Source organism: Planotetraspora phitsanulokensis (genome assembly GCF_016863295.1).
Classification (GTDB): domain Bacteria; phylum Actinomycetota; class Actinomycetes; order Streptosporangiales; family Streptosporangiaceae; genus Planotetraspora; species Planotetraspora phitsanulokensis.
This window is the reverse complement of the sequence record NZ_BOOP01000023.1, coordinates 22,316-35,549: the sequence shown is the minus strand read 5'-3', so window position 1 is coordinate 35,549 and position 13,234 is coordinate 22,316. Positions and strand designations below refer to the sequence as shown.

General features: G+C 72.1%; 15 protein-coding genes. 5 read left to right on the top strand and 10 right to left on the bottom strand.

Annotated features, from left to right (window positions below; translation table 11 throughout):
* Positions 1-5: 5 nt before the first annotated feature.
* From Pph01_RS25130 to Pph01_RS25105, 6 genes are all read right to left on the bottom strand, one after another.
* Positions 6-1,400 (bottom strand): hypothetical protein, encoded by a 1,395-nt coding sequence (locus tag Pph01_RS25130; protein WP_204075621.1) that lies wholly within the window; start codon positions 1,398-1,400, stop codon positions 6-8.
* Between the two features lie 120 nt (positions 1,401-1,520).
* Positions 1,521-2,450 carry a hypothetical protein gene (locus Pph01_RS25125; RefSeq protein ID WP_204075620.1) on the bottom strand — a complete coding sequence of 310 codons (930 nt, stop codon included), beginning with the start codon at positions 2,448-2,450 and terminating at the stop codon, positions 1,521-1,523.
* The gene (locus Pph01_RS25120) at positions 2,447-2,788 is read right to left on the bottom strand and encodes a PadR family transcriptional regulator (RefSeq protein WP_239116996.1); all 342 of its coding nucleotides are present in this window, start codon (positions 2,786-2,788) and stop codon (positions 2,447-2,449) included. Before Pph01_RS25120 ends, Pph01_RS25125 begins: the two co-directional genes overlap by 4 nt.
* A 55-nt stretch (positions 2,789-2,843) precedes the next feature.
* Positions 2,844-4,028 (bottom strand): glycosyltransferase family 4 protein, encoded by a 1,185-nt coding sequence (locus Pph01_RS25115; RefSeq protein ID WP_204075618.1) that lies wholly within the window; start codon positions 4,026-4,028, stop codon positions 2,844-2,846.
* Complete coding sequence (locus Pph01_RS25110; RefSeq protein WP_204075617.1) at positions 4,025-4,927, bottom strand: SGNH/GDSL hydrolase family protein; 903 nt, start codon at positions 4,925-4,927, stop codon at positions 4,025-4,027. The genes Pph01_RS25115 and Pph01_RS25110 overlap by 4 nt, the downstream gene beginning before the upstream one ends.
* Complete coding sequence (locus Pph01_RS25105) at positions 4,927-6,093, bottom strand: glycosyltransferase (protein ID WP_204075616.1); 1,167 nt, start codon at positions 6,091-6,093, stop codon at positions 4,927-4,929. The genes Pph01_RS25110 and Pph01_RS25105 overlap by 1 nt, the downstream gene beginning before the upstream one ends.
* 273 nt (positions 6,094-6,366) lie before the next feature.
* Between Pph01_RS25105 and Pph01_RS25100 the strand changes: the two genes are divergently transcribed.
* The 3 genes from Pph01_RS25100 to Pph01_RS25090 all read left to right on the top strand — a co-directional run bounded on the left by Pph01_RS25100 (position 6,367) and on the right by Pph01_RS25090 (position 8,740).
* Complete coding sequence (locus tag Pph01_RS25100) at positions 6,367-6,603, top strand: hypothetical protein (RefSeq protein ID WP_204075615.1); 237 nt, start codon at positions 6,367-6,369, stop codon at positions 6,601-6,603.
* 74 nt (positions 6,604-6,677) lie between these two features.
* Positions 6,678-7,436 carry a phytanoyl-CoA dioxygenase family protein gene (locus Pph01_RS25095; RefSeq protein ID WP_204075614.1) on the top strand — a complete coding sequence of 253 codons (759 nt, stop codon included), beginning with the start codon at positions 6,678-6,680 and terminating at the stop codon, positions 7,434-7,436.
* Positions 7,437-7,462: 26 nt separating this feature from the next.
* A complete protein-coding gene (locus Pph01_RS25090) occupies positions 7,463-8,740 on the top strand; it encodes a low temperature requirement protein A (protein ID WP_239116995.1) in 1,278 nt (425 codons plus the stop codon).
* A 53-nt stretch (positions 8,741-8,793) separates the two neighbouring features.
* Here Pph01_RS25090 and Pph01_RS25085 read toward each other — a convergent pair whose 3' ends face one another.
* The gene (locus Pph01_RS25085) at positions 8,794-9,309 is read right to left on the bottom strand and encodes a shikimate kinase (protein WP_204075613.1); all 516 of its coding nucleotides are present in this window, start codon (positions 9,307-9,309) and stop codon (positions 8,794-8,796) included.
* A gap of 99 nt (positions 9,310-9,408) precedes the next feature.
* Between Pph01_RS25085 and Pph01_RS25080 the strand changes: the two genes are divergently transcribed.
* Entirely contained in the window at positions 9,409-9,666 is a 258-nt protein-coding gene (locus tag Pph01_RS25080) for a DUF6458 family protein (protein ID WP_204075612.1), read from the top strand.
* Between the two features lie 173 nt (positions 9,667-9,839).
* Here Pph01_RS25080 and Pph01_RS25075 read toward each other — a convergent pair whose 3' ends face one another.
* From Pph01_RS25075 to Pph01_RS25065, 3 genes are all read right to left on the bottom strand, one after another.
* Positions 9,840-10,613 (bottom strand): MerR family transcriptional regulator, encoded by a 774-nt coding sequence (locus Pph01_RS25075; RefSeq protein WP_204075611.1) that lies wholly within the window; start codon positions 10,611-10,613, stop codon positions 9,840-9,842.
* 138 nt (positions 10,614-10,751) lie between these two features.
* Complete coding sequence (locus tag Pph01_RS25070; protein WP_204075610.1) at positions 10,752-11,750, bottom strand: SDR family oxidoreductase; 999 nt, start codon at positions 11,748-11,750, stop codon at positions 10,752-10,754.
* A 4-nt stretch (positions 11,751-11,754) separates the two neighbouring features.
* A complete protein-coding gene (locus Pph01_RS25065; protein WP_204075609.1) occupies positions 11,755-11,937 on the bottom strand; it encodes a hypothetical protein in 183 nt (60 codons plus the stop codon).
* A 237-nt stretch (positions 11,938-12,174) separates the two neighbouring features.
* On the opposite strand from Pph01_RS25065, the gene Pph01_RS25060 reads away from it, so the two are divergent.
* Positions 12,175-13,209: a glycosyltransferase family 9 protein gene (locus tag Pph01_RS25060; RefSeq protein WP_204075608.1), complete on the top strand. Its 1,035-nt coding sequence runs from the start codon at positions 12,175-12,177 to the stop codon at positions 13,207-13,209.
* Positions 13,210-13,234 lie beyond the last annotated feature (25 nt).

Here is a 13,234-nt window from a genome sequence, read left to right as displayed (position 1 = left end):
CGGCGTCACCCCGGCCGCCTGTTCCCCGGGAGAGGGGGTCGCACGATCGCGTGGAGGGCGAGGGCCGCGGCCAGGCAGGCGAAGGGGACTACCGGCAGAACGTAGCGATGATCGAAGTCTAGAACGGCGACCGGGCAGACGAGCAGGGCCACGGCCAGGCTCCAGGGCAGCAGGACCGCGCGGCGTCGCGCCACCGCGCCCGCCGCCCCCAGGAGCAGCAGGGCGGCCAGTACCGGGCCACGCAGGTAGGCGGGGTACTGGTAGGCGATGAGGAAGTCGGCCCACGGTCTGACCGCACGGGCGTCGCTCATCCGCGGGTCGTAGGCTCGCCGCGCCCTCTCGACGAGCGGCTGGTCCGGCAGCCCTCCACCGCCGAGGCGGTAGCCGAACGCGGGCGTGACCCGCTTCGGATGGGCGATCGGGGTCCACGCGAACGCGATCGAGGTGTCGCGGGCGACGTCGAGCAGATAGTCGAACGGCTGTGCCGCGATCGCGCGGATCGCGAAGGCGCGGGCCTCGTCGTTGTGGTCCATGCGGTCGCCGGGCAGCAGGTTCAGCGAGGCGCCCGGCGCCCACACGTACTCGGACGCGGCGTCGACGACGGTGGCGTTCGGGCACAGCGGGGCCAGTCCGGCCGGGGGCCGGATGACGGAGCAGTCGGCGAAGGTCATGGTCCTCGCCCACAACGAGACGCCGTCGGCGCCGCTGAGGGCGAACCTCCCGTGGTGGTGGCCGTACCAGCCGGCGTACGCGGCCAGCGGCAGCGTCCCGCTGACGGCGAGTGCGATCAGCGGCCTGCGGCCGACCCGCTGGAACGCGAGGACGACCACCACGAGCAGCAGCAGCGGCAGCGCGATGGTCCGGGTGAGCGCGGCGAACGCGAACAGCAGGCCGGCTCCCGTCGCGGCCCGTGCCGAAAGCCGCGGTGACCACATCAGCGTGGTGAGGCCGGCGGTGATCAGGAACATGAACGGCGTGTCGGACAACACGGCGTGTTCGAGCTGGAAGAACGAGGCGGCGAACAGGACGGGCGCCGCGGCCAGGCAGGCCGCCCACACCGGCAGCGAACGGCGGCGCAGCAGCGCGTAGACCATGACCCCGATGGCGAGGCCCATCACGTGCTGGACCGCCGCGATCAGCCCGACGCTGTGGAACGGCAGAAGCAGTCGCAGGAAGAGCGAGTAGCCGATCGGGTGGAAACCGGCTCCCGGTCTCAGGTGGACGGCGGTGTCCAGGTACTCGAAGGAGTCGTACCAGTAGAGGCGGGCGGGCGGATAGCCGAGCATGACGATCACGCGGAGCGCGGCGGCGAGCGCGAGGACCACGGCGAAGGCGTGGTGGCCCGCGAGGAGGCCGGGCCGCGGCAGCGGGGGAGCGGTGGGACGGACGTCTGTGAGCACGCTGAATCCGATCGTCGGCGAACCGGGGGTGAGTGACGCCGCCCGGCGGGCCGGGCGGAAACGCGCGCACGCCGAAGAGAGCACGTGGCGAAGGTGGAGAGCCGGCGGGTCAGCCGGAGGTCAGAACTGGGGCTGCGTTCGCGTCCGGTACGGCACGGCGGCCGCGACCAGGGTGAGGAAGGCGAGCAGGGCGAAGTGGGCGAGGTCCTGGCGCGTGAAGGTGGAGAGGTTCTCGGCCACCGCTGCCATCTGGGTCAGCAGGTACATTCCCGCCGCGAGCGCCCACCGGGGGTCCCCAGCGACGTGCCCCGCCCAGGCCGCGAGCAGGAGCAGGGCGAGTTCCAGCCCGATCCTGGTCATCGTGCGCGGCGACCCCGCGCCCAGATCCGGCTGCGCCGGGTCGGTGCCGGCGATCAGTGGGACGAGCGCCCACCAGAGCCAGGAACGCCTGTTGAGGGGGGCGTCGTCCGCGGCGATCACCAGCAGCCCGGCGAGGACCGCGGCGTAGGCCACGGCGGGAGTGACGGCGCCGCCCTCGCTGTAGAGCGCCGGGCCTCCCCAGATCTCGTCGGGGAAGATCGGTAGAAGCGTCTGGTCCAGGAACGGCCTGCCGAGCGCGACCGCGACGGCCTTCGCACCCACCAGGGCGACGAGGGGGATCGCGAGTCTGACCCGCCCGAGTAGCACCGCCAGGACGACGGCCGCCGACAGGCCCACCCAGAGGGGCATCGACCTCGCGTACGGGAGCAACAGCGCCAGGTTGGCCGAGGCGACGACGAGGACCCCGAGGTGCAGGCCGTCGCGCCACGGGGATCCGCGCGCCGCGACCGTGGCCCTGGTGCGCAGGCCGCCGCGGACGAGGCCGGCCGACTCGGTCCAGGACGGCAGCGCCCGGCCGGGTTCGGAGGTCTCGAGCAGGGTGGCGAGGAGTTCCGGCCCGTGCCTGCGGCGGTAGTCGCGCGGATAGGCCAGCAGAAGACGCCCGTACCGTCTCGCCAGCGCCGTCCTGGCGGCCTCCGTCCCGGCGGGGGCGTGCGTGCCCGCGCTCACGCGAAGGCCGATCCCGTGCCCAGGACGCGGCTGGTCACGACGGATGCGGCCTGCTGCATGCGCAGCGCCTCCGCCGTCACCAGTCCGCGGCCCTCGTCGGTGAGCCGGAAGTAGCGCCGCGGCCGCCCGTCCACGACCTCCTCGCGCTCCACTGCGATGAGGCCGCCCGCCGCCAGCCGGTCGAGAGCGCCGTACAACGTGCCGACCGGCAGCTTCACCCGCTGCTCCGACAACTCGAGCGTGCGCCCGATGATGGCGTGGCCGTGCAGCGGACCGTCGAGCAGCGCGGCGAGGATGAAGTACGCCGGTTCGCTCAGAGTCGGCGGTTTCTTGGCCATGCCGCCGACCATACTTCGCCTCGCGAAGTATGGTCAATCGTCTATGACGGAAATGTCAGGTACCGGCGTGGGCTTCCGACGGCTCGGAGACCCGGGCCTTCCAGGGCTTCTCGCCCAGGTCCTCCTCCTCGTGCGGCGAGAGGTTCCGCGCGACCGCGGTCTCGTAGTGGCCGACCAACTGGTCGCAGAGGGCGCTCCACGTGCGATGGAGCACGGACGCGCGCGCGTTGCCGCTCATCCGCGCCCGCGCCTCGCCGTCGGCCACGAGGTGGGCGACCGCCTCGCGCATCCCCTCGGGGGAGTCGGACGGATAGAGCAGCCCGTTCTGCCCAGGCTGCACGAGGTCGAGCGGCCCGCCCGCCGCCGCGGCGACGACCGGGACGCCTGCGGCCAGGGCCTCCTGGACGGCCTGGCAGTACGTCTCGTTCGCGCCCGTGTGCACGAAGACGTCGAACGAGGCCAGGATCTCCGACAACTCCGTGCCGGTGCGGAGCCCGCAGAAGACCGCGTCCGGCATGCGGCGGCGCAGGCTCTTGGCGGCGGGGCCGTCGCCGACGACGACCAGCTTGATCCCCGGCAGGTCGGCCAGTTTGGCCAGCAGGTGGACCCGCTTGTCGGCGGCCAGTCGGCCCACGTAGCCGACGATGACCTCGCCGTTCGGCGCCAGCTCGCGGCGGAGCCGTTCCGAGCGATGCGCGGGGTTGAACCGGTCGAGGTCGACCCCCCGGCCCCACAGGGACAGCCGCGGGATCCCGTGCGCGTTGAGCTCGCTCATCGTCGCCGAGGAGGGTACGAGCGTGCGGGCGGCGCGGATGTGGATGTGGCGCAGCCAGCCCCAGATCGCCGCGTCGGCGCCCCGCATGCCGTACTGGCGGGCGAAGCCGGCCAGGTCGGTCTGGAAGACGGCGACGGCGGGCACGCCGAGCCGGTCGGCGGCCGTCATCCCGGACGCTCCCACCACCGTGGGGGAGGCGAGGTGCACGACGTCGGGCTTGAACGCCTCGAGCGACGACATGATCTCGCCGCTCGGCAGGCCGACCCGGAACGAGCGGTAGAACGGCAGGCGGAAGGCCGGGGTGGTCCGCACGGGGAAGCCCGCGTAGTCCGAAGGACCGCGGCCGGGCGCGACCACCATCGCCTCGTGGCCGTGGCGTTCGAGGTGTTCGAGGACGCGGCAGACCGAGTTGGTGACCCCGTTCACCTGAGGGAGGAAGGACTCGGAGACGATGGCGACTCTCATGGGCAGGCATCTTCCGTAGCGACGTGCAGGGAGGGAGAGGGCGTCCGCCGAGGGCCGGTCACCGGGGGCTGCGCGCCGAGGTGCCGCAGGGCGTGGTCGAGGTCGTTGTGGAAGCGCTGGTCGAGCAGTTCGGCCCGGCCGCGGATGTCGTGCCACGCCTCGTTGAGCACGAGCCGGGCGAGTTCGGGCAGGAAGTCCCGCGAGCGCCTGACCACCCACCCGGTGCCTTCGACGGCCATCCAGCGCGCGCTCGCCCAGGCGGACGGGTTCGCGCCGGTGGGCTCCGCGTCGGGCATCGAGTCGAGGGGGACGCCTCGCGTGGCCAGTTCGGCGGCGATGAGCCGGGCGAGCAGGCGGTGCCCGCGCTCGCTCGGGTGGAGCCTGTCGACCCCCCACATCCGACGCTCGTACAGGGCCGGGTGGCGGGCCGGGTCGACGTGGACGGTGTCGTGGCGGTGGGCGACGTGGTCGAGGATCGTGTTGATCGCCCGCACCCGCCGGGTGAGCGGCCTTCGGACGAGATCGGGGATGCCCAGCATCAGCCCCGGGTCGGGCAGGCGGACGGTGAGCACGGTGGCGCCGGCACGGCGCAGCCCTCCCACCACCTCCTCGATGTCGGAGGCGATCGCGGGAAGGTCGAACGTGCCGCGCAGGGTGTCGTTCACGCCCGCCAGCACGGTGGCGAGCGTCGGGCGCAGGGAGAGGGCGCGGGGAAGCTGGTCCGCGGCGAGGTCGCGGGACGTCGCCCCCGAGGTGGCGACGTTGCTGAACTCCACCTGCCCGTGCGGGCCGAGCGCGTCGGCCAGGATGGCCGCGTAGCCGCGCCACCCCCCGCCGGGGATCGGGTCGCCGAGTCCGGCGGTGACCGAGTCACCGAGTGCCACGAGTCTGGTCGCCACTACCGTCGACCTCCGATCAGGTTCGCAAGCCCGTGGGCGCGAAGGAACCCGTCCACGGAGCCCGGCCAGTCAAAGCGCTCGGCCTGGCGGCGGGCGCGGGCGCGGCGTTCCCCCTCCTCGTCGGCCAGGAGCGCTCCCACCGCGTCGGCGTACTCGCCCGGGTCGTCGCCGACCGCGACCCCGGACTCGCCGATGACCTCGGGCAGCGCGCTCTGCCGCGACACGACGACGGGCGTCCCGCTCGCCAGCGCCTCCAGCGCCGCCAGCCCGAAGGTCTCGACGGGGCCGGGCGCGACGGCGACGTCCGCGGTCGCGAGCAGCCGGGCGAGGAGGTCCCGGTCGGAGACGTGGCCGAGGAAGTGGACCGGCAGCCCGCTCGCCCGCTCCTCCAGCGCCGACCGGCGCGGCCCGTCCCCGGCCACGACCAGCGTGGCGGGCACGCCGCGGCGGTGCAGCTCGCGCAACGCCTCGATGGGCCGGTCGGGCCGCTTCTCGGGCGAGAGCCTGCTGCAGTGGACGAGCAGCGGCTCACCGGGGGCGGCGAACTGACGACGCAACTCGGGGTCGTGGCGCTCGGGGGAGAAACGGGCCAGGTCGACGCCGAGGGGCACCCGCGTCAGGTTGGGCACGCCCAGCCGCCTGAACTCGGCCGCCGCCCACTCCGTCGTGCACACCACCATGTCGAAGTCGGCCGCCGTGCGCCGGTTGAGCAGGTCCGCGAGCCCGGTGACGAGCCGGTCCGCGCGACCGTCCCCTGAACCGGAGGCCGAGGGGATGAAACGGGGGGCGAACAGGCGCAGCAGGCCGTCGAGGCTCTCGTGGGAGACCATGAGCGACCGCACGCCGCGCGACCGGGCCCATCGGCCCGTCCACCGGAGCGTGGTGCGGTCGGAGACCTCGAGCCGGTCGGGGCGGAGGTCGTCGAGCAGGCGCCGCAGCGACCTGCGTGCGGTGATGACCCGGTAGCCGCCCGACCCGGGGACGACGGGACCCGGCACCGTGATGACCTGACCAGAGGGCGTGTCGCGCCTGCCGGCCTCGGGTCCGGGAATCACCAGGACCGCTTCGTGGCCGGCGGCCGCGTAGCCCGCGCCGAGTTCATTGAGGGCGGTGCGCAGACCGCCCGACCGGGGGGCGATGAAGTTGGCCAGCCGTACGATCTTCATGTTCCATCCCGGAAGCCACTGGACGCTTGCCGCGATGGTGACCCAGCCGATTACCCGGACAGGTAACCCCAAATGACCTGATCCCTAACCTTCTCCGAATACCCGTGTCATTTCCGGCATGCCAAGATCAGGTGAAGTCAGCGCATCCAACGGAAGATCTTCGCCTCGCCCGCGGTCACACCGGCTCCGGACGGGGGAGGTCGCTTCTCACTACCATTCGTGCCCGGCCGAGCATCTCGCTGCTTCCTGGCACCGAGCCTGGAGGTGGGGGCAGTGCCGATCTCAGCCGATGACCTCGCGTGGGGTCAGTTGCGCAGCGAGTACGGGGGACACTGGTCGATCTGGAGAAGCGACGCGGGGCGCTGGTACGCGACCCGGATGAGGCGATCGTTGTCCCGGGTCGAGATGGACCGGGGTCTGATCATGACCGCGTCGGGAGAGGACGCCGAGGAGTTGCGCGACCTGCTCACCGCCCAGCAGCGGATCGGAAGCCAGATGATCTCCTCCTGACCGGAGGTCGTCGTGGGCGAATCGATCCGGCCGCACGGCTACCGAACTTTGTTCGGCTTGATTAGTCTCGATCTGTGACTCTGCCTCAAGCGGCGACGGTGGTGGACGAACTCGACCGCCACGGCCACATGATCGTCCCGGACCTGCTGAGCCGGGAGGAGGTCGCCGCCGCCAAGGCGGAGCTGGGGACGATCCTGGAGAGCACCCCCTTCGGGCGCAACGACTTCGAGGGCGACCACACCCGGCGCGTCTACGCGCTGTTCGCCAAGACGCGCCTGTTCGACGGACCGGCGACCCATCCGCTCGTGCTGGCGGTGCTCGACCATTTCCTCGGGTACTACCAGCTGAGCGCGCCCACCGGCATCGAGATCGGCCCGGGGGAGACCGCGCAGCCGCTCCACCCGGACGACGGCGTCTATCCCGTCCCGCGCCCCCATCGCGAGATGGTGATCAACGTCATGTTGCCGCTCGACGACTTCACGGAGGCGAACGGCGCCACCCGCATCGTGCCGGGCAGCCACCGCTGGGGTGAGGAACGGCCGGGACCCGAGACGCCGACCGTCGCCGCGGAGATGGCCGCGGGTTCCGCGCTCATCTATCTCGGCACCCTCTGGCACGGCGGCGGCGCGAACCGCACCGACCGGCCACGTCTCGGAGTGGTCCTGCACTACGCGGCCTCCTGGCTGCGCCCGCAGGAGAACCACCTGCTCGCCGTGCCGCGGGAGATCGTGCGCGACCTGCCGGAGCGGATGCAGGAGCTGCTCGGATACAACATCTGCCCGCCGTTCATCGGCTACGTCGACGGCCGCCATCCCCGCAGGGCTCTCGACTAGGCACCGGGTCGCCGCGCGTACCTATCATGAGTGCGCGTTCACCGTCCGGGCGCGCGCTCTTCCGGCTGCTCGCCGTACGGCGCGGGCCACCCTGGGGAGAGGAGACCCGGCCGCCGATGAGCCAGGAGACGTCGGTGATCACGCCGCCGGGCGGACGCCGGATGACCCCGAGGGACGTCACCGAGTCGCTGCGCGCGGCCACCCCGCTGGAGCTGCTGTTCGACCTGTGCTTCGTCGTCGCGGTCGCCCAGTCGGCCGCAGGCCTGCACCACGCGCTGGCGTCCGGGCATGTCGGAGACGGCCTGCTGAGTTACGCGATGACGTTCTTCGCGATCTGGTGGGCGTGGATGAACTTCTCGTGGTTCGCCTCCGCCTACGACACCGACGACGTGCCGTATCGGATCGCGGCGCTGGTCCAGATCACCGGCGCGCTCATCCTCGCGGCGGGCATCCCGCGGGCCTTCGAGCACCGCGACTTCACGATCGCGGTCCTCGGGTACGTCGTGATGCGCACCGCCCTGGTGGCCAACTGGCTGCGCGCCGCGGCGGCCGACCCGGAGGGCCGCGGCACCGCGCTGCGCTACGCGGCCGGCATCACCGCGGTCGAGGCGGCCTGGGTCGTCATGCTGACGCTCCCGTCCGGCATCCGGCTGTGGGCCTGGCTGTTACTCGCGTGCGCCGACGTCTCCGTCCCCGTGTGGGCCGAGCGCAGGCACCGCACCGCGTGGCATCCGCACCACATCGCCGAGCGCCACGGGCTGTTCACGCTGATCGTCCTTGGCGAGTCGATCCTCGCGGCGACGTTAGCCGTCCAGGGCGCCGTCGACACGGAACAGGCCACCGCCGACCTGTACGGCGTGGCCGGCGGAGGGCTGCTCATCGTGTTCTCGATGTGGTGGCTGTACTTCGCCAAACCGGCCCACCGGTTCCTCACGTCCAACCGGGCCGCCTTCCTCTGGGGATACGGCCACTATCTGGTCCTCGGATCGGCGGCCGCCGTCGGCGCCGGTCTGTCCGCCGCGGTCGACGGCGCCACCGGGCACTTCCACGGCGGCGCGGTCGCGCGGGGGGCGGTCGTCACCGTCCCTGTTGCGGTCTTCCTGCTGACCGTGTGGTGGTTGCAGCACCGCCCGCACCAGGTCAGCCGCAGCCACAAGGTGCTGGTCCCCGGGGCCGCCGCCCTCGTGCTCGCGGCGACCTTCGTCCCCATGCCCGCGCTCGCCACCGGAGCCGTCCTCGCCGCGCTCGTCGCGGTCGCCGTGCTGATCGCGCGACGCGAGGGCGCCGCCGCCGGTCACGGCTGACCGTCACGCCCTGTTTCCCGTCCTGCCTCCCGCCCTGCCTCCGGGCCTGCTACTCACCCTGTTTGAGGACGGGCGCCGAGACGGGCCAGCACGATGCCGGCGATCTCCTCGGGGGTGTGGGCCGTGCTGTCCACCGTCACGTCGGCCACCTCCTGGAAGTGCGGCAGACGCCGGGCCCGCTGCTCGGTGAGCATCTCGACGAGGTCGGGCTTGAAGTGCGGGCGGTGCGCACTCGATCGCATGCGCTCGGCCAGCACCTGCGGCGACCCGTCGAGGAACACCACGAACGCGGGGGCGAGCAGGCTCCGCGAGCCGGGATCGTCGACCGTGCTCGCCGCCGCGGCGATCACCGCGGGCGGCTCGGCCTCCAGGGCCTCCTTCAGTACCAGCCCCTCACGTGCGTGCAGTTCGCCGGGGCCGACCTCGGCGGCCATCGTCGCGGCGGTCGCGCCGTACCGGCTCTCGAGGTCGGCGTCGCTGTCCCTCATGGGACGGCCCAGCGTCTGGGCGAGCAGGTGGGCGACCGTGCTCTTCCCCGCACCCATGAGTCCCATCACGACTAGTGGCATGACCGTCATAAAGGCAATGCTGCCCGGTAATGCGATGGTTCTGCGACGTTTGACTTCCGTGGAGGGGATAGAGGCACCAGGCGAAGGAGGGACTGCGCCATGACCATCGCCGGAAGCATCATCCTCATCATGCTGGGGGCCATCCTCACCTGGGCCGTCGACTTCGCCGTCGCGGGCGTCGACATCGAGGTGATAGGAGTGATCCTCATGCTGGGCGGCCTCGCCGGCCTGCTCTTCGGCATCTGGCGGCTGAGCACGGTGCGCCGGGCGGCCACCGTCAGGACCGTCGAGCCAACCGATGAAGTGATCCGCCACCACCGCGTCTACGAGGAGCGACGGGACACCGACGCCTTCTGAGGGTTTTCGAACGGGAGCGGCCGCGCGCGACATCGGGGCCGCTCCCGTTCCGCGCCCAGCGGCCGGACGGCGGCGGGGCGCGATGGAAACGCGGTGGAAACACGGTGGTGCGAGTCAGTGGTGCGGATCAGCGGTGCGGATCAGTGGTGCGAGTCAGCGGGGCAGGGGGCGGGTCAGCGCGCCTGACGGGCCCTCTCCAGATAGCCCATCAGGTCACGCATCCGGTCTGCAGGCCACGGCAGGTTCCGCCCGATCTCCTCGCTGTTGTCGCTCCACATCCGCCTGGCCGCGGCCTTGGTCTGCTCTCCGTCGCCGCCCTCGGCGTGGAACCGGTTTCCCAACGCGTCCCAACGGGCCACGAGCTCCTGGACCTGCGGGTCCTCGACAGGGGTGTCCTCCTCCACGTGCCGCAGAAGGTCCTCGACGAGTCCCGCCCACTCGGTCTTGGCCGCCTCGATGGCGTCCGCGCCGAGTTCGGCCCTGCGGCGGGCGAGCTGCTCACGTTGTTCCGGCGTGAACGAGGTCTCGAACACAGAGATCATCTCCAGGGTGGTGAGGAACTGGTCCGGATCGGGCATCGACGCGCGGTCGATCTGACCGAGCAGCCCGCGAAGCCGCTGGGTGAGCTGCTGGACCTGCGCGGCGTGCACCTCGAGCCCGCGGAGTTGCTCCGCGAGCAGGTCGCGCATCGGCCCGAGCCCGTCCGAGGAGTCCGCGAGGACGCTCGCGATCTCCTCGAGAGAGGCGCCGAGCGTCCGCAACGCCCGGATCCGGTACAGCCGGCGCACATCGACCTCGGTGTAGCGGCGGTGCCCGGAAGCGGTCCGTTCTCCCGGGTTCAGCAGGCCGATCTCGTCGTAGTGGCGCAGGGTCCGCACGGTGGTCCCGCTCACCCGCGCCACTTCGCCGATGCTCCAGCGACGTCCGGCGTCGTCTTTCCCGATCACGTCCGCAACGCTAGGACCTCCCGTGACGGCGGGTTCAAGCCCCGGTCACGGGTGTTCGTCCGGCCGCGCCTTCTTCAGCGGCCGGACCTTTCAGCGGCCGGACCTTTCAGCGGCCGGACCTTCAGCGGCGGCGCCCCTTCAGCGGCGGCGCAGCCTGAGGAGCGCGGCCGCGCCGACCCCGGCGGCAGCGGCGGTGACCACGCCGCGGTGTTGCGACAGCCACACCTGGACGCTGCGCGGGTGCGAACGCTCGTCGAAGGCGCCGTGCGCGCCGTGGTCCTCCTCGTCGTCGGCCGGTTCCCACAGGTTCGACACTCCACTGGGCGGCTTGCCCTCCACCTGCTGGGCCTTCACCCCCGTCCGGCCGAGATAACGGTCGAGCAGGCCGGGGGCGACGCGCTGGGCCAAGATCGTGGCCGCTGTGGTGGCGCCGACCCAGAACTCCTTGCGTTCCGGATGTTCGGCGGCGAACAGCACCGCCTGGGCGGCGACCTCGGGCTGGTAGATCGGGGGCACCGGCTGGGGATGCCGGCGCAGCCGGGTCAGCCCCCAGCCGAACTGCGGGGTGTTCAGGGCCGGCAGCTGGACCATCGTGATCTTCACGCCGGACCCGGCGGCGATCAACTCGGTCCGCACCGACTCGGTGAATCCCCTGATCGCGTGCTTGGCTCCGCAGTACGCCGACTGGAGCGGGATGGCGCGGTAGGCCAGCGCCGAGCCGGCCTGCACGATGACGCCCCTGTCCCGCGGCCGCATCACCTCGAGGGCCGCACGCGTTCCCCAGACGAAGCCCAGGTAGGACACCTGGGTGGTGCGTTCGAACTCCTCCGGGCTGATCTCCATGAACGGGGCGAACACCGTGGTGAAGGCGACGTTGATCCACACGTCGATCGGTCCGATCTCGGCCTCGATCCGCTGCGCGGCCTGCCGTACCTGTTCGTGGTCGGCGACGTCGGCCGCGTAGACCTTCGCCATGCCGCCTCCGACGCCGACGTCCACGGCGGCGCCGGCCAGGCCGGCCTCGCCACGGGCGATCAGCGCGACGATCGCCCCCTGCTCGCCCAACTGGCGCACGACCGCGCGGCCCACGCCGCCGCTGGCTCCTGTGACCACGACGACCTTGTCGCTGAGACTCACCGTGTCATCCTCTCGATTCGGGCCCGCCGCCGAGCCGGCGCTGCCTGCGGGGACGTGTCAGGCCCGCCAGCAGGCCGATCCCGACGCACAGGACCAGGGCCAGGGAGCCGATCCGGATGTGAATCACGTCTTTCGGCGTGGCCGGCACCATCGGCTTGCCGCTGGGCGAGCGCTGTTCCTCGGTCATGGGCGCCCACTACCCGGGAGCGGGCGGGTCACGCACAGCGCCGCCGCGTCACGGGATGACAGCCGACAGTCACAGCCGGGCGTTTGCCCATCAGGTCAAGGGGTAGCCGGATTCATGCCGGGCCGGGACGAGGAGGGCGGGCCGACGGTCGGCGGGACGAGTGCTGCACGAGGGGAAGGGCTGGGTAAGCGCGATGGAATACCGGACGAGACCGGGGACGGGAAGGGGTCTCGCGCCATGACGGGGCTGCTTGTCGACGGGGTCGAACGCATCGCGGTGCTGCGAGCCGGCGTGATGGCGGACCTTCTGATCGCGTTGCCCGCCTTCGAGGCGCTGAAGAGCGCCTATCCCGCCGCCGCGATCACTCTTCTGGGGCGCGAGTGGCACGAGCGTTTCCTGAGAAACCGTCCGGGACCTGTGGACGAGGTGGTCCCCCTGCCCCCGATCTCCGGAGTCTCGTCCGCCGCCGGCGGCGCCGTCCCCGACGAGGTCTACGACGACCTGCGCTCGCGCCGCTTCGACGTCGTGGTGCAGATGCACGGCGGCGGCCGCGACTGCAATCCGTTCGTACGGCGGCTGGGCGCGCGGCTCACCGCCGGCCTGTGCGCGCCCGGCGCCGAGCCGCTGGACAGGTGGATCCCCTACGTCGACCACCAGCACGAGATCCTCCGTTCCCTGGAGGTCGCCGGGCTGCTCGGCGCGGGAACCGCCGACGTCGAGCCGCGCCTGTCCGTCATCAGAGAGGACTGGGCGGAGCTCAACCGGCATCTGGGCAGGCTTCCGAAGGGACTCGTGGCGATCCATCCCGGGGCGCCCGACCCCAGGCGCCGCTGGCCGCCGGAATGCTTCGCCGAGGTGGCCGACCGCCTGGGACGGCCCGTGGTCGTGACCGGCACGGAGCCGGACAGGGGCGTCGTCGACCGGGTGACGGCCGCGATGAAGCGGCCGGGACTCGTCGTGATCGACGATCTTTCCGTCGGCGGGCTGGCGGCGCTGTACGCGGCCTGCGACCTCGTCGTCTCCAACGACAGCGGCCCCCGTCAGCTCGCCGCGGCCACCGGCACGCCGACGGTGGGGATCTTCTGGTGCGGTGATCTGATCAGCAGGGGGCCGCTGAGCAGAGGCATGCACCGGCCCTTGATCTCCTGGACGGTCCACTGCTCGGGCTGTGGAGGCGCGGGCTCACTGGGCTGCGGGCACGAGTCGGCGTCGTGGGTTGCCGACGTGACGGTGGACGACGTCCTCGAACAGGCGCAGGACCTGCTGCGCTGACCACACCGCGGCGGGATGCGACGGC